At 72.9% G+C, this 16,142-nt stretch carries 13 protein-coding genes; 10 read left to right on the forward strand and 3 right to left on the reverse strand.

All coding sequences use genetic code 11. The annotated features are described in order from the left end of the window. Nucleotides 1–3 precede the first annotated feature (3 nt). The 3 genes from ACFQE5_RS18955 to ACFQE5_RS18965 all read right to left on the reverse strand — a co-directional run bounded on the left by ACFQE5_RS18955 (nucleotide 4) and on the right by ACFQE5_RS18965 (nucleotide 2,205). A complete protein-coding gene (locus ACFQE5_RS18955) occupies nucleotides 4–963 on the reverse strand; it encodes a hypothetical protein (RefSeq protein ID WP_379586825.1) in 960 nt (319 codons plus the stop codon). A gap of 43 nt (nucleotides 964–1,006) precedes the next feature. Then, nucleotides 1,007–1,213, reverse strand: a complete 207-nt coding sequence (locus ACFQE5_RS18960; protein ID WP_379586826.1) for a heavy-metal-associated domain-containing protein — start codon at nucleotides 1,211–1,213, stop codon at nucleotides 1,007–1,009. Nucleotides 1,214–1,311: 98 nt separating this feature from the next. Continuing rightward, the gene (locus ACFQE5_RS18965; protein WP_379586827.1) at nucleotides 1,312–2,205 is read right to left on the reverse strand and encodes a LysR family transcriptional regulator; all 894 of its coding nucleotides are present in this window, start codon (nucleotides 2,203–2,205) and stop codon (nucleotides 1,312–1,314) included. Between the two features lie 234 nt (nucleotides 2,206–2,439). Here ACFQE5_RS18965 and ACFQE5_RS18970 point away from each other — a divergent pair, with 234 nt between their 5' ends. The 10 genes from ACFQE5_RS18970 (at nucleotide 2,440) to ACFQE5_RS19015 (ending at nucleotide 15,955) form a co-directional block, all read left to right on the forward strand. After that, nucleotides 2,440–3,204, forward strand: coding sequence for an HAD-IA family hydrolase (locus ACFQE5_RS18970; protein ID WP_379586829.1), 765 nt, complete (start codon nucleotides 2,440–2,442; stop codon nucleotides 3,202–3,204). Between the two features lie 171 nt (nucleotides 3,205–3,375). After that, on the forward strand, nucleotides 3,376–4,635 hold the full coding sequence (locus tag ACFQE5_RS18975; protein ID WP_379586831.1) for an NAD(P)/FAD-dependent oxidoreductase: 1,260 nt from the start codon (nucleotides 3,376–3,378) through the stop codon (nucleotides 4,633–4,635). Further along, a complete protein-coding gene (alr, locus tag ACFQE5_RS18980) occupies nucleotides 4,635–5,795 on the forward strand; it encodes an alanine racemase (protein ID WP_379586832.1) in 1,161 nt (386 codons plus the stop codon). The genes ACFQE5_RS18975 and alr overlap by 1 nt, the downstream gene beginning before the upstream one ends. 270 nt (nucleotides 5,796–6,065) lie before the next feature. Beyond that, complete coding sequence (locus ACFQE5_RS18985; protein WP_379586833.1) at nucleotides 6,066–7,670, forward strand: purine-cytosine permease family protein; 1,605 nt, start codon at nucleotides 6,066–6,068, stop codon at nucleotides 7,668–7,670. A 209-nt stretch (nucleotides 7,671–7,879) separates the two neighbouring features. After that, on the forward strand, nucleotides 7,880–9,487 hold the full coding sequence (locus ACFQE5_RS18990) for a hydantoinase/oxoprolinase N-terminal domain-containing protein (RefSeq protein ID WP_379586835.1): 1,608 nt from the start codon (nucleotides 7,880–7,882) through the stop codon (nucleotides 9,485–9,487). 1 nt (nucleotide 9,488) lies between these two features. Then, nucleotides 9,489–10,601 carry a DUF917 domain-containing protein gene (locus ACFQE5_RS18995; protein WP_379586836.1) on the forward strand — a complete coding sequence of 371 codons (1,113 nt, stop codon included), beginning with the start codon at nucleotides 9,489–9,491 and terminating at the stop codon, nucleotides 10,599–10,601. Next, nucleotides 10,598–11,470 (forward strand): FAD binding domain-containing protein, encoded by an 873-nt coding sequence (locus ACFQE5_RS19000; protein WP_379586838.1) that lies wholly within the window; start codon nucleotides 10,598–10,600, stop codon nucleotides 11,468–11,470. The genes ACFQE5_RS18995 and ACFQE5_RS19000 overlap by 4 nt, the downstream gene beginning before the upstream one ends. Then, nucleotides 11,470–11,943: a (2Fe-2S)-binding protein gene (locus tag ACFQE5_RS19005; RefSeq protein WP_379586840.1), complete on the forward strand. Its 474-nt coding sequence runs from the start codon at nucleotides 11,470–11,472 to the stop codon at nucleotides 11,941–11,943. The genes ACFQE5_RS19000 and ACFQE5_RS19005 overlap by 1 nt, the downstream gene beginning before the upstream one ends. Beyond that, complete coding sequence (locus ACFQE5_RS19010; RefSeq protein ID WP_379586843.1) at nucleotides 11,940–14,267, forward strand: xanthine dehydrogenase family protein molybdopterin-binding subunit; 2,328 nt, start codon at nucleotides 11,940–11,942, stop codon at nucleotides 14,265–14,267. Before ACFQE5_RS19005 ends, ACFQE5_RS19010 begins: the two co-directional genes overlap by 4 nt. Then, a complete protein-coding gene (locus ACFQE5_RS19015) occupies nucleotides 14,264–15,955 on the forward strand; it encodes a PucR family transcriptional regulator (RefSeq protein WP_379586846.1) in 1,692 nt (563 codons plus the stop codon). Before ACFQE5_RS19010 ends, ACFQE5_RS19015 begins: the two co-directional genes overlap by 4 nt. Nucleotides 15,956–16,142 lie beyond the last annotated feature (187 nt).

Raw genomic sequence — 16,142 nt, forward strand, 5'->3', positions numbered from 1 at the left:
CGATCAGTGGCCGTGGCCGGGTGCGCCCGCATCGGGGTGCGTGGCGGGTGGCGCGGTCGCGGCCGTGGATGTGGCGATGGTGAACTCCGCGGTGCGCACGGTGCCGTCGTGCTGGAAGTCCAGGAACAGGCGGTAGGTTCCGTCGCTCGGGACCTCCGTCACGAACTGGATCTGTGGGCCCGCGGAGGTCCGCCCGTCGCCGGGGGCGCCGTCCGGGTGGACGTGCAGGTAGGCGAGGTCGCCCTGGCGCAGCGCCACCAGGTGGCCGTAGGCGCCGAGATAGGGCTGCAGGTCGGTGACCGGCCGTCCGTCGCGGCTGACGGTCAGCGTGACCGGGGAGGCCGTGCCGGGCACGAGGTCGCCGGTGAGTTCGACGGTGTAGCCGTCGACCTGGGCGACCCGGCTCGGCCGGTGGGTGACCGGTTCGAATTCCCCGGGGACCGCAAGGTCGACACCCAGCGTGGTGGCCGGGCCCCCGGCGGGGGTGAAGTCGGCGAACGCCCGGTACGAGCCGGCCGCGGGCAGCGTGAGCGGGACGCTCCAGGTGCCGTCGGCGGCCATCTCGGGGTGGACGTGCTGGAAGCCGGTGGCATCGCGGCGCACGACGATCAGGTGCATCCGCTTGTCGTGCTCGACGTCGAATGCGGTGACCGGGGCGCCGTCGGGGCCGGTGATGCGGAAGGAGAACGGGTGGGTGGCGCCGCGGATGAGCGTCGGGTCGGTGGGCGTGAGGGTGTAGCCGCCCCTGCTCGACGCGAGCCCGCCGGGCTGGTCGGATGCCCCCGCGACGGTGCCGCTGTGGCTGTCCCCGGGCCCGGCGTCCGCGGTGCCGGACATCGCGCCGTGCCCACCGTCAGCGGCGGGGGCGGAAAGAGGACCGACGGCGGTGCCGATGGCGTACGCCCCCGCGACGAGCAGGACGAGCGCCACACCGTAGGCGGTGAGCAACACTTTCGAGTTCATGACGTATCCCGTCTGAATGGGCGGAGCGCGACCCGCCCGCCGCTCAGCTGGCGAGTTGGTAGCCGGCCTCTTCGACCGCCGCGCGGACCCTGGTCTCGTCGACCGGCAGGTCGCTGGTGACGGTGACGGCGCCGGTGGGCAGGTCCACGGCCACGTCGGTGACCCCGTCGATCTCGCTGAGCTCCTCGGTGACCGAGGCGACGCAGTGGCCGCACGTCATGCCGGTCACGGTGTAGGTCCTGGTGCTCATCTGGTTCTCCCCTCCCGAGCGATTCCGAGCCTGCCCGAAGGATACCATGGGGGGGTACCGTACGCGCACGGCTGGTGTGCGACGGACCCGTGCGGAGCTCAGCCGTTCGGGGCCCGGTGGGGCCGTCGCCAGCCGAGATCGGGGTTGGCGAGCAGGTGCCGGATCAGCAGCTGGGTGCTGGCGGAGGGATCGGCCTGGCTCACGGCGTGCCAGGGTCGTTGCAGCGGAGTGCCCGGCACCGGCAGTTCGACCAGCGACCCGGACGAGAGGTGCTGACGCACGGCCTCCCGGGAGACGAGCGTGACCCCCAGTCCCGCAACGGCCGCGGCGACCACGGCGCCGTTCGAGCCGAGCGTCAACTGGGTCGGCGCGATGTCCAGCCCGGCCAGCAGCGAGGTGGTCGTGGCGCGCATACCGGACGCGGGTTCGCGCTGCAGCCAGGTCGCCGTCGCCGGGTCGAACCCCGCAGCGGCCGCGGGTGGCCCGACCACGACCAGGGTGTTGGGCCGCACGGCCCGCACGACGGCCGCGAGGTCGTCGGGTGGGCGCCCGGCCACCACGAGATCGACCTCGTGGTTGGCGAGCATCGGCCACACCGCTCCGCGCGGCGCCACCTCGAGCCCGAGGACGACGTTCGGATGCTTGGCCCGGAAGGACGCGAGCAGCGCGGGGATCAGATGCTCGCCCGCGGTCGTGACGGCACCGAGCCGGATCGCCCCCTGTTCGGGGTCGGCCTCGCCGCGGGCGGCGGCGATCGCCTCGGTGTGCAGTCCGAGGATGCGCCGGGCGTACGTGACATAGCGTTCGCCCGCCGGAGTCAGCCGGACCCCGCGACCGTCGCGATCGACGAGCGGAACGCCGATCTCGGTGGCCAGCGCGCTGATCGCCGACGAGACCGACGACTCGGTGACCACCAGTCGTTGCGCGGCAGCGCGTACCGAGCCGGTCTGGGCCAGCTCGACGAGCGCGCGCAGCCGTGCGTTGGTCGTCACAGGTCAATATTGCCGCGACCGGCGATGTGGTGGGGTCACGGGCGCCCGGCAGGCCGAGCCGCCCCGCGGCTGAACCGTACGACCGGACCGACGCCGCCATGGGCTCCCCGGTTGTCCCCCCGCGTGGGGGATGAGCCGGACCCGGCCGCCCGCTCAGACTCGGTCGTCGATGCCGGTTCGAGCGGAGCCGGGGACCGGACGATCGAATGGCGGAAGTGAGCGCGAGTGAGTGGCATGGGTGATCGAGGACCGTCGGCGGCGCGGCCCGGATGGATCCGGCCGCAGCTGCGTGCGGTGATCTTCGATGTCGACGGGACGCTCGCCGACACCGAGCGTGACGGCCACCGCCCCGCCTTCAACGAGGCGTTCCGCCGGCACGGCCTCGATATCTCCTGGGACGTACCGGAGTACGGTCGGCTGCTGCAGATCACCGGCGGTCGCCGACGGATCGCCACCTACCTGCGGGAGCACGGCTACGGTCCCGAGGCCGAGGACCTCGCCATGCGGGTGCACCAGACCAAGACGACGCTGTTTCGAGAGCGTGTCACGAGTGGTGGTTTCACCGCCCGCCCGGGGGTGCCGAGGCTCGTCGAGGACCTGCGCGGGGCCGGGATCCGGATCGCCGTGGCGACCACCGGCCGCCGCTCCTGGGCCGAGCCGCTGGTCACCCGACTGCTCGGGGCCGATGTCGTCGAGGTCCTGGTCACCGGCGACGCGGTGAGCAGACTCAAGCCGGATCCGGCGGCCTACCGGCTCGCCCTGCAGGAGCTGGGCCTGGGTGCGGACGAGGCGCTCGCCGTCGAGGACTCGGCGATCGGCCTGCGGTCCGCGACGGCCGCCGGGCTGGCGACCGTCGTTGTCACCAATGCGTATACGGCGGATCAGGACTTCAGCGGCGCAGCGGCGGTGCGATCCGCGTTCGACGGCCCGGAGCCGATGTCGGCACAGCGGTGCCGTGCGCTGCACGAGTCCTGGTGGACCGAGCGGCGGGCCGGATGAGCATGCCCGGTGCGGTCGCCGTGCCCGGCGCGGCAGCCACCTCGCGGTGCCCGGCGGTGTTGTCCTAGGCGCACTATCTGCTCCAGTCAGGTTGTCCGTAATACATGAAGCCGAGGTGCGGGCTCAGGGGTCAGGATCGGCAGGTCGGACCACCTGAGAGGAGCTCGCGCGATGGTTTCCGCCGACACAGCACGTCCGCCCGAACGGGTCGCCGTCGTCGGGGCCGGCATGGTCGGCCTCGCCACCGCCTGGTTTCTCCAGGAGCGCGGCATCGCGGTGACGGTCGTGGACCGCACGGGCGTCGCCGCCGGATCGTCGTGGGGCAACGCCGGCTGGCTGACCCCGGGCATCACGACTCCGCTGCCCGAACCCGCCGTCCTGCGCTACGGGATCCGCGCGGTGCTCAGCCCGTCCTCGCCGGTGTACCTGCCGCCGAGCGCCGACCCGCGGCTGCTCAGGTTCGCGACCGGCTTCGCCCGGCACAGCACGGCCGGGCGGTGGAAGCGGGCGATGGCCGCCCTGGTCCCGATCAACCGGCGCGCCCTCGAGGGCTTCGACGCGCTGGCCGAGGGAGGTGTGGGCGGCGAGACCGTCGAGGCGAAGTCGTTCCTCGCGGCCTACCGCACCGAGGCCGAGCGGACCGTGCTCCTCGAGGAGATCGAGCACATCCATGCCGCCGGCCAGGGCATCGAGTTCGAGGTGCTCACCGGCGACGAGGCTCGCGAGGTCGAGCCCTCGCTGTCCGACGAGATCGGCTGCGCGATCCGGCTGCACGGGCAGCGGTTCATCGACCCGGGCCGGTACGTGCACACGCTCGCCGAGTCGGTCCGTCGGCGTGGCGGCGAGATCCGGGAGGGCGTCACGGTCACCGGGATCCGCGACGCCGGCCGCCGGGTCGAGGTCGAGATGGCCACGGGAGCCGAGCCGTTCGATGCCGTGGTGGTCGCCAACGGGGCCTGGCTGAGTGATCTCGTCCGGCCGTTCGGGGTCCGCACCGTCGTGCAGGCCGGCCGCGGCTACAGCTTCAGCGTTCCGATCGAGCACGTCCCCGCCGGGCCGGTCTACTTCCCGTCGCAACGGGTCGCCTGCACGCCGATCGGGGACCGGCTCCGGGTCGCCGGGATGATGGAGTTCCGCGCCCCGGACGCGCCGCTGGATCCCCGGCGGATCCGCGCCATCGTCGAGGCCGCCCGTCCGCTGCTGCGTGGGGCGGACTTCGACGCCCGGCTCGACGAATGGGTCGGGGCCCGACCCTGCACCCCCGACGGGCTGCCGCTGATCGGTGCCAGCCGCTCGCCGCGGGTGTTCGTGGCCGGTGGCCATGGCATGTGGGGCATCACCCTGGGGCCGGCGACCGGCCACCTGCTCGCCGAGCGAATCGCCACCGGCCGTCGTCCGACGGAGCTGGTGCCGTTCGACCCGCTGCGCTGATGGTGCCGGACGAGGCCGCCGGGGCGCCGCAGGCATTCTGCACCGTCGATCTCGACGCGATCCGGGAGAACGTGGCGGCACTGCGGGGCCGGGCGGGCGCGGCCGAGCTGATGGCCGTGGTGAAGGCCGACGGCTACGGACACGGCCTCGTCCCGGCCGCCGGGGCCGCCCTCGACGGGGGCGCCACGAGCCTTGGGGTGAGCGTGCTCGCAGAGGCGTTCGCACTGCGTGCCGCGGGCGTGACCGTCCCCGTGTTCGCCTGGCTGGCGGCGCCCGGGGCCGACTTCCGCCGAGCGATCGCGGAGCACGTCGACGTGGCCGCCTACAGCGTGGAGCAGCTCGCCGAGATCTCGGCGGCCGCCGCGGCGTGCGGCGCCCCGGCCGCCGTGCACCTCAAGGCCGACACCGGGATGTGGCGGGGCGGCGCGACCCGGAACGACTGGCCGGAGCTGGTCGCCGCGGCTCGCCGCGCCGAGCGCGACGGCCTGGTCGAGGTGGCGGGCGTGTGGTCGCACCTGGCCTGCGCCGATGAGCCGGGGCATCCCGGCACGGCTCGCCAGCTCGCCGCCTTCGCCGAGGCCGTCGACGTGGCGCGGCGAGCCGGGCTGCGGCCGCGGCAGTGTCACATCGCCAACTCGGCGGCCACGCTGACCCTGCCGGAGAGCCGTTTCGACCTGGTCCGGCCGGGATTGGCGATCTACGGTCTCGATCCCCTGGTGCCGGGCCACGACGTCCCGGGTCCGCGGTTGCGCCCGGCGATGACCCTCGCGGCGCGGGTCGCCCAAACCAAACGGGCGCCCGCCGGCGTCGGGGTCTCCTACGGTCACCGCTACACCACCACCCGTCCGACCACGCTGGCCGTCGTCCCGCTCGGCTACGCCGACGGGGTCCCCCGAGCGGTGGGCGAGCAGGGACGGGTGCTGCTGTCCGGTCGGATCCATCCGGTCGCCGGCCGTGTCTGCATGGACCAGTTCATGGTCGACGTCGGCGACGGGGTGGTCGCGCGGGGCGACACGGTCGTGCTGTACGGGCCGGGCGACCGGGGGGAGCCGACCGCCCTGGACTGGGCGCAGGCCGCCGGGACCATCGCCTACGAGATCCTCACCCGGGTCGGTTCCCGGGTGGAGCGCATCTACCGCGGCGAACGGTCACGGGGGTAGCCGCCCGGCGCCACCTGTGCGGAACGGCCGACACGGTGCGGCGCCCGCTGCTGCACGGGCGATTCGCACAGATGAGCGCCGCTGATTTCGGCGGAATTGGCGAGATCGCCACCCTCGTTGCTGCCGCACGATCGGATGGTCCCTCGCCGTCGCGGGTCCGAGCGCCAGTCGGCCGCACCCCGGACGGCGACCCTCCGAGTTGCGCCGGGAGCAGCCATGCCCGTTCCGAGTCGTTCGATCCCAGGCCCCGCCGGGTTACCCCCGTTGGTCGTGTCGAGCACCGATGACCCGCGTGTCGTCGCGGAGGCGGCGACCGAGGACTACACCGTGCACGCCACCCCGCTCACCTGGCGGATGGGTCGGCTCTCGCTCGCCAGTGTGTGGTGGGCGCTGGCCAGCGCGATGTTCTGGCTCATCCTCGGTGCCCTGGTGGCGCTGACCGTCGGCACCGTCGACGCGATCATCGGCATGGTGCTGGCGGCACTGGTCTACGGCGGGATCAACGCGGTGTTCTGCGGCTACGCCGCGCGGACCGGGTTGACCGCGAACCTGTTCTCCCGGGCCCTCTTCGGCCACGGCGGCTCGGTGATCGCGCCGATCCTGGTGGCGCTGACCGCGATCTACTTCGCCTGCTTCGAAGGCTCGGTCATCGCGGTCGCGCTGGAGGCGTACTTCGGCGGGTTGCCGATCCAGCTGTGGTACCTCGTCGTCGTCCTCTACAGCGTGCCGCTGATCCTCGGGGCGCTGCGGATGTTCCTGGACAAGTTCAACGGAGCGCTGTTCCCGTTCTACGTGGTCGGGCTGGTCGCGGTCGTGGTGTGGACGGTTCTGGAGCACGGTTACGACGACACGTGGGTGACCCGGCGACCCGAGACGCTTCCGGTCAGCGGCCCCGGCTGGTGGTGGGCCTTCACGACCTACCTCGCCGACTTCGTGCTGATGATGGCCACCTGGGACTTCGCGCGGTTCGCCCGGCGGACGGCGCGCGAGCAGCGGTTCCATCGCTGGGTCACGTTCGGCCCGGTGTTCTACCTGTTCACGATCGTCGTCAACGGGCTGGTTGGGATCTTCGTCGCGATGAACATCCCGACCGAAGGCCCGCTGACCGAGATCTCCGGGGTTCTGGGCATCGTCGGGCTGATGGGGTTCAGCGGTGTCGTGTTCGTCTGGATCAGCCAGACCCGGATCAACACCACGAACTTCTACCTCGCGGTCACCAACCTCGAGAGTTTCACCTCGCGCGTCCTTCGGGTCCGGCTGCCCCGGGTGGCCTGGGGTGTCCTCGTCGGCGCCGCGGTCTACCTGGTCATGCTCAGCAACGTCTTCGACTTCATCCTCGTGGCGCTGCGGTACCAGGCCGTGCTCGCGGTCACCTGGACGGCGTGCGCGCTGACCTTCATCCTGATGGGCCGGCTGACCGGTGCCGGGGATGCCGAATGGCGGCCGGGGCGAGTCCCGCGGTTCAACTGGGTCGGGGTCGGTGCGTGGAGCGCCGGTACCGTCGTCGGCTTCGCGATGCTCACCTTCGGGGCCCCGACGTCGTGGACCGGGACCTGGGCGCTGCCGGTCGCCTTCCTCGTCTCGGCAACGGTGCAGGCGGTCGGCTCGCTGGCCACCCCGGGTCGCGGACGCGCGGTCCTCGAGCGGCCACACGACCCGCGCGAGGAGGTGGGTGACGTCTGGGCGGATCGGGTGCGCTGCCATGTGTGCGAGCGGTTCTACGTGGCGGTGGAGATGGATCGTGACCCGGCCGCCGGCCACGAGGCGATCTGTGCCGAGCACGCCCAGGCGAACCCGACGTTCCAGCGGGCCGCGGTCCGCGATGCGGCTGCGTTTCGGGACGGCACGGACCACCCGATCGGGGCGCTGGACTGATCCGACAGCGGTTGACGGGCTACCGGACGCAGCGTTCTGCACTCATCTAGCCGCCACAGACAGCAGATTGTCTGGTGTGCCTTTTCACGGTGGCCCGTACCGTTCGCTCATCGCAGAGGCCGAGGTTCCCCGACCGGGGAGCCTCCCGTTCGACTTCGCACCTGCCGGCCGATCAGGGTCGAGCTGGTGCCGGCGCAGAAAGAGACTCCATGCGAATCGGTATCGACGTCGGCGGCACGAACACGGATGCCGTGCTGATCGACGGCGGGACGGTGCTCGCCACGGCCAAATCGGCCACCACCCAGGACGTGACGTCGGGGATCGTGCAGGGGCTGCGCGAACTCGGGACCGGACGGCGATTCGAACCGGCCGAGGTCACGGCCGTGATGATCGGCACCACGCATTTCATCAACGCGATCACCGAGGCCAGCCGCCTCGCCCCGACCGCGGCGGTGCGGCTGGGGCTGCCCGCGACCGCGGCCCTGCCCCCGTTCTGCGACTGGCCCCAGCGGCTGGTGGCGGCCGTGGACGGCAAGGCCTACATGTGCCACGGCGGCCACGAGTTCGACGGGAACGTGATCTCCTCGATCGACCGCAACGAGCTGCGTCGTGCCGCCGAGGACATGGGTGAGCGGGGCGTCCGCTCGGTCGCGATCTCCTCGGTCTTCAGCCCGGTCAACGCCGACATGGAGCAGGAGGCCGCGGCGATCATCAGCGAGCAGCTCCCGCACGCGCACATCAGCCTGTCCCACGAGATCGGCCGGATGGGTCTGCTCGAGCGGGAGAACGCGACGATCATCAACGCGTGCCTGCGGGAGCTGGCCGAGCAGATCTGCGACGGGCTCGCCGCCGCGTTGGCCGGTGAGGGTTTCGGCGCCACGCTGTACCTGAGCCAGAACGACGGCACGCTGATGGACGTCGAGTACGCGCGCCGCTACCCGGTGGCGACCTTCGCCTCCGGCCCGACGAACTCGATGCGCGGTGCGGCGTTCCTGTCCGGGTTGCAGTCCTGCGCGGTCATCGACGTCGGTGGCACGACCACCGACGTGGGCATCCTGAACGGCGGCTTCCCGCGGGAGGCGACGGCCGAGGTGAGCGTCGGCGGAGTCCGGACCAACTTCCGGATGCCCGATGTGCTCTCGGTCGGGATCGGTGGGGGCAGCCGGGTCCGCGGTGGCGACAGCGGTGTGACGGTCGGGCCGGACAGTGTCGGCTTCCGGCTCCGGGAGGAGGCGCTGATCTTCGGCGGCTCCACGCTGACCGCCAGCGACCTGGCGGTGGCGGCCGGGCTGGCCCAGATCGGTGATCCGTCGGCCGTGGCCGGACTCGACCGTTCGCTGGTGGCCGACGGGTTGGCGCACATCCTGCGGGAGACCGCGCGGGTGGTCGATCGGATGCGCACCAGCTCCGCTCCCCTGCCGGTGGTGCTGGTCGGCGGCGGCAGCATCCTGCTGCCCGATGAGCTTCCCGGTGTCGACGAGGTGCACCGGCCCGAGCAGTTCGCGGTCGCCAACGCCATCGGCGCGGCGATCGCCCAGGTCGGCGGTGAGGTCGACCGCATCTTCTCGATCAACCCCGGCCAGCGCGACAGCGTCCTCGACGAGGCCAAGGACGAGGCCGTCCGCCGCGCCACCGCCGCGGGCGCGGACCCCGGCACGGTCCAGGTCGTCGATGTCGAGGAGGTCCCGATCGCGTACCTGCCCGGCAACGCGACCCGCATCCGGGTGCGTGCCGTCGGCGACCTGACCCTCGATCCGGTGCGACGGCTCCGGACGCCGGAACCGGTCGGCGCGGCACGCGTCGGTGAAGGGAACTGAGATGGCTTTCCAACTGACGGTGGACGATCTTCCCGACCTGGTGCGCGGCGCGGCGCTGCTCGGCACCGGTGGCGGCGGCGATCCGCAGATCGGCCGGGTGCTCGTCGCCCACGCACTCGGCGATCGATCGATCACGATCCTGGACCCCGACGATCTCGACGACGACGCGCTCGTGATCCCGACCGCGATGATGGGCGCGCCCAGCGTCCTGCTGGAACGGCTTCCCCGGGGCACCGAGCCGGTCGACGCGCTGCGTCGGCTGGAGGCGCAGATCGGCCGGTCGGCCGCTGCGACGATGCCCATCGAGTCCGGTGGTATCAACTCGACCATCCCGCTGCTGGTCGCCGCCCAGACCGGGCTGCCGGTGGTCGACGCCGACGGGATGGGGCGCGCCTTCCCCGAGTTGCAGATGGAGACCTTCGCGATCTACGGCGTCGATGGCTCGCCGCTGGCCATCGCCGACGAGCGCGGGTACACCGCCGTCGTCGACACCGGGGCCGACAACCGCAGGATGGAGGCGTATGCCCGCGCCGTCACCGTCCGGATGGGAGGCGTCGGATACATCGCCGAGTATCCGATGAGCGGTGCCGACGTCAAACGCACCGCGATTCCCGGCACGCTCTCCCTCGCGCTGCGGCTCGGCCGCACCCTGCGGGAAGCGCGGGAGGCGCACCGCGATCCGATCGACGCCCTCGTCGAGATGCTGCCCGACACGCTGTACAAGCACGGACGCCGGCTGTTCACGGGCAAGGTCGTCGATGTCGACCGGCGGACCGAGGGTGGGTTCACCCGCGGCGTGGCCCGGCTGGCGGCGTTCGAGTCCGACTCGTCGTGCGAGATCGAGTTCCAGAACGAGTTCCTCGTGGCCAGGGTCGACGGGCAGGTGCGAACCGTCGTGCCGGACCTGATCACGGCCCTGCACCTGGAGACCGGCGAACCGATCACGGCCGAGTCCCTGCGCTACGGACAGCGCGTCTGCGTCTTCGCCATCGCCACCCCCGAGATCATGCGCACCGCCGCGGCGCTGGAGACCTTCGGACCCCGGGCGTTCGGGCTGGTCGAGGAGTTCGTCCCCGTCGAACAGATGTCGGCACCACTGGGAGGTGGCGTGTGAGCAGTGTCGTGACCACCGTCGAGGTCCGCCACGCATCCTCGGTCGAGGAGGCGGTGAGCTGGCTGGCCGAGCTCGGTCCCGACGCGGCGCCGCTGGCCGGTGGAACCTGGGTGATGCGCGCCGGACAGCGCGGCGAGCCGCTCGCCCGGACCTATGTCGCGCTCGGCCGGATCCCCGAGGTCCGCGCCGTCACCGGCACCGACCCCGTCGTCGTCGGGGCGCTGACGACGCATACGGCGCTCGCGGGCCTGGCCGTGCCGCCCGCCCTGGGCGCGCTGCGGCAGGCGGCGCACTACTCCGCCTTCCCGCAGGTGCGCAACGTCGCAACGCTGGGTGGCAACATCGGCGCCAGCGGGTTCGCCGAGGCGGACCTGGTGCCGGCGCTGCTCGCGCTCGAGGCCCGGCTGGTTCTGGCCGGCCCGGGCGGTCGGACGACGGTCGATCTCGCGACCTACCTCGCCGAGCGGGGCGCCCGTCCGCCCGGCGAAATCATGGTCGCCGCCGAGCTCCCTGCGGCGGCGACCCGGCGATCCGGTTACGCGCGACTGACGGTGCGCGGCGGCGGTGAGTACGCCATCGCCTCGGTGGCGATCTCCGTCGACGCCGCGCCCGACGGCACGGTGACCGACGCCCGGGTGGCGGTCGGCAGCGTGGAGCCGCTCGCCCGGCGGTGCCCAGCGGCGGAAGCCGCGCTGCGCGGGGTTCCGCTGTCGGCCGTCACCGCCCGGGCCGCGGGTGCGGCCGCCGCCGCCGAATGCACGCCGCGCAGCGGGCTGGACGCACCCGGCTGGTACCGGACCGCGGTATTGCCCAGCCTGTTCGAACGGGCCGCCGCGCGAACCGGTCACGACGTCCCCCTGGAGGCCTGATGTCCTACGAGCTGTCGGTCAACGGACGCCGTGAGTCCGTCGACGTGCCCGGCATGACCCCGCTGCTCGACGTGCTGCGCGACGAGCTCGCGCTGCGCGGAGCCAAGAAGGGGTGCGCGGAAGGTCGCTGCGGCGCCTGCACGGTCCGGCTGGGGGATCGGACGGTGGCGTCGTGTCTGCTTCCGGTCGCGCTCGCGACGGACGAGCCGATCTCGACGGTGGAAGGGGTGGCCGCGCCGGACGGTCCATTGCACCCCGTGCAGGAGGCGTTGCTGGAATGCGGCGGGGTGCAGTGCGGGGCGTGCACCCCGGGCATGGTGATGACCCTGTGCGACCTGCTCGAGGCCGACCCGGATCCCGACGCACAGTCCGTGCGCCAGGCGCTGGTCGGGAACATCTGCCGCTGCACCGGCTATCACAAGATCGTTGAGGCCGCGCTGGCCGCGGCCGCGGCACTGCGGGAGGCACGATGACCACGGCGGGCGGGAACGGAACCGGCGGCGCGATCGGCCGTCGGGTCCGGCGGGCCGACGGCGAGCCGAAGGTGCGCGGCTCCGCGATCTACGGCATGGACCACGTCGAGCCCGGCATGCTGCACGGCGCCGTCCGCCGGGCCGAGGTGCCCGCCGCCCGGATCGTCCGGCTGGACACCACCGCGGCGGCGCAGATGCCCGGCGTCCGGGCCGTCGCGACCGCGGCGGACGCCCCGGGGCTGTCCGGCATGCTCGTCCTGAAGGACCAGTCGGTCTTCGCCTCCGAGGTGATCCGCTACGTCGGGGAACCGATCGCGGCGGTCGCCGCCGACACCCCGGCGCAGGCCGCGGCCGCGGCCGCGGCGATCGAGCTGGAGCTGGAGCCGCTCGACCCGGTCCTCGATCTCGACACGGCACTGGACAGCGACACCCGGCTGATCCATCCGGACTGGGAGAGCTACCAGACGCTGGTGCCGGGGCCCAGGGGCGGGAACCTCGCCTGGGAGGCCCGCCTGGAGCGCGGGGACGTCGATGCCGCGTTCGCCTCCGCATACCGGGTGGTCAGCGACGAGTTCCGGGTGCCGCGCCAGCACCAGAGCCCGATCGAGCCGCATGCTGCGGTCGCCCGGTACGACCAGGGCCGGTTCACGGTGCACACCCCCAGCCAGTTCCCCTACCTGGTGCGGGGCCGGGTCGCCGAGCTGCTCGGCGTCCGGCCGTCCGCGGTGCGGATCGTCGTACCCACGATCGGGGGCGGCTTCGGCGGCAAGCTCGACGCCCTGCTGGAGCCGCTGGCCTGCGTGCTGGCGCGCAAGGCGGGACGTCCGGTGCAGCTGCTCAACAGCCGCGCCGACGAGCTGCGCACGGCCGGGCCCCGGGAGAACGCCATCGTCCGGCTGCGCACCGCCGTGGACGCCGAGGGCCGGATCCTGGCGCAGGACGGGCACATCCTCGCCGACAACGGCGCGAACAGCAGCGGCGAGACGGTCGCCTGTGCGGGGGTCGCACCGCTGGCCCTGGGTGGGACGTACCGGATCCCGGCGGCGCGCTACGTGAGCCAGGTCGTCTACACCAACACGCCGCCGACCGCGGCGTTCCGCGGGGTGAACGGCCCGTACTGCATCTTCGCCCAGGAGATGCACCTGGACCACATCGCCCGCGAGCTCGGGATCGACCGCCGCGAGATCCGGCTGCGCAACGTCCTGCGTCCCGGCCAGGCCATGGTGAACGGGCAGGTGCTGGAGGATGCGTTCCTGGTCGAGGCGCTGGAGTCGGTCGAGTCGCGCGCCCCGTGGGCGGAGTTGACCGGGCGGGCCCGGCCGCTGCGCGGGGTTGCCGTCGTCCCGGTCACCTGGATCACCAACCCCGGACCGGCGGAGGCCTCGGTGAAGCTGGCCGAGGACGGCACCGTGATGGTGACCTGCGCGGCAGCCGAGATCGGTACCGGCGCGGTCACCACCGGGGTTCGGCAGATCGTCGCCGAGACGCTGTCGGTCCCGATCGAGGACGTGCTGATCAGCGCCCCGGACACCGATGCGGGCGGCTACGACCACGGGGCGCAGGGCAGCCGCACCACCTACGGAATGGGCAAGGCGGCTGGCGATGCGGCCGAGCAGGTCCGGGACCAGATCCTGCAGACCGCCGCCGACCTGCTCGAGGCGTCCCCGGAGGACCTGGAGCTCGGCAACGGCCAGGTGCGGGTCGTGGGCGCCCCGGACGCGACGGTCACCCTGGCCGCGGTGGGCGGTGCGGCGATGTGGGCCGGCGGCCCGATCTCGGCCTCCGGGCGGTTCGTCTCGCCGCCGGTCCCGTTCGACGCCGGCTGCATGGCCGGGGCGTTGTTCACCCACTTCAGCGCGGCGTCCTACCACGCGCACCTGGCGGAGGTGGAGATCGACCCGGACACGGGCGCGGTCACGATCCTGCGCTACGTCATCGCCCAGGACGTCGGCAGGGCCATCAACCCGACCATGATCGAGGGTCAGGTCCACGGTGGCGTCGCCCAGGGTCTGGGCTACGCGATGCTGGAGAACCTGCGCCTCGACGAGGCGGGTCGGGTGCTCGACGCCGGGCTGGAGAGCTACCGGCTCCCCACGGCGCTCGACGTCCCGCCGATCGACCTGGAGATCCTCGAGAACCCGTGCTCGTCCGGGCCGTTCGGGGCGAAGGGCGCCGCCGAGCCGCCGATCGTCCCGGTCGCCGCGGTGATCGCGTGCGCGGTCGCCGACGCCATCGGGCGCCCGATCAACGAGCTGCCGGTCTCGCCGTTCGCCGTGCTCGGTGCGTGGCGGGAAGGCGCGGACGTCGTCGGAGCGAGCACATGACGCGCATGGCGGCCCCCGTGGTCCGGGCCGAGACCGGCGGCCCCGGACCGAGCCTGGGCCAGCTGCTCGCCGAGATCGCCGGGCCGCTCATCGACGTGCTGTGCACGGCGCCCGGCGGGCTGGCGGAGCCCGTCCGCCGGGCCCATATCTGGGACGCCTCCGACGGGGACGCGAGTTCCTGCGGGGATCTGCGGGCCGGTGACCTGGTCCTGGCGGTCGGGCTCGTGCCGGCCTCGCCGCAGCTGTCCCGGCTGCTCACCGCGGCGCGCGACGCCGCGGTGGCGGCGGTGGCCATCCGCGGCCTGGTCAACCTGGCGTGGGTGCGTACCGAGGCCGAGCGGCTGGGCGTGACGGTACTCGTGGTGCCCCGCGAACTGGCCTGGGACCAGGTGCACGTCCGGGTGCGGACCCTCGTCGCGACCTGGCCGGGTGGCCTCGGAGGCGCCGCGCCGACGTCGTCGGACCTCTACGCGGTGGCGAACACCGCGGCCGCCGCACTCGGCGGGCCGGTGGAGATCGACGATGCCGCGTTGAACCTGCTGGCGTTCTCCAATCTCCCGGGTGAGATCGACGAACTGCGGACGACGTCGATCCTCACCCGGATCCCGCCGGGTGACTTCCTGACCTGGTTGCGGGAGTCCGGTACGGCGGCCCGGCTCCGGCGGACCACCGAGCCGCTGCGGATCGACCCGCCGGGCAGCCGGCCGCGCCTGGTGATCCCGGTCCGCGCCGGCATCGACGTGCTCGGCTACGTCTGGGTCGCCGAGGGCGACGAGCCGTTCGGCGAGCGCCACAACCACGTGCTGGCCGAGGTGGCCAGGGTGGTCTCGGCGCATCTGGTCCGCGAGGGCGTGGCCGAGGACCGCGACCACCGCAGACGCGGGGAGCTGCTGGTCGCGGCCCTCGAGGGCAACGCCGACGTCTCGGTGCTCGCCGCGCAGCTGGACCTGCGGCCGGACACCGTCTTCAATCTCGTCGGGTTCCGGATCCGTACCTGTTGGCCCGACCCGTCGGTGGACCCGTTCTATGTCCGCAAGCAGCTCGAGCTGCGCCGCGAGCTGGCCGGCCGTCCGGGCGCCGCGGCCGTCGTCGTCGGCGGGCAGGTCTACGCGGTCCTGCCGGTCCGCGACCGCGGCCCCGACGACCTCGGCGCGCTCGCGGAGGAGATCATCACCATGATCGGCAACCAGCTGGGTTGCGAGGTGGTGGCGGCGATCAACTGCACGCCGCATCCGTTCCCGGGCCTGTTCGAGGCCCGGCTGGAGGTCGATCGGGCGCTCAGGCTGCTCGCGGCGGACCCCGAGCGCGCCGTGGCCACCTGCGCCGAACTGCGGCCCCGGGCCACCCTGGCGCTGCTGCACGAGCTGGCCCAGTCGCGCCCGCAGCTGCTGGCCGGACCGATCCAGAATCTGATCGAGATCGACCGCACCCGCAAGACGGACTACATCGCGACGCTTCGCGCGTACTTCGACACCGCCTCGGACCTGACCGAGGCGGCCCGCATCCTGTTCGTGCACCGCAACACGCTGCGTTACCGGCTGCGCAGGATCCGGGAGCTGTGCGGGCTGGACCTGTCCGATCCGGTGGAGCGCCTGATCGCGGAGCTGCAGCTGCGGCTGCTCGGCGGGGCCGCCTCCGGTGCCCCCGAGACCTGGGCGGGGGTGCCGGACCAGCGGGTATCGAGTTGACGGAAGGGTCGGTGGCCGATCCCGCATGCCGGCGCCCCTCCGCCCAGGCCGATCACACCGAGTTGCCCGTAGCCCTTTCTCGGCCGGCGGCCGCTCATCTAGCCGTTCGGGCGTCCGCGCAGGGTGCGGTAGTGGTGGATCAGGGCGGTGGTGGAGGGGTCCAGGTCGTGGAGGTCGGGGGGGTGGG

The sequence above is a fragment of the Pseudonocardia hispaniensis genome, assembly GCF_042658695.1.
GTDB lineage: Bacteria > Actinomycetota > Actinomycetes > Mycobacteriales > Pseudonocardiaceae > Pseudonocardia > Pseudonocardia hispaniensis.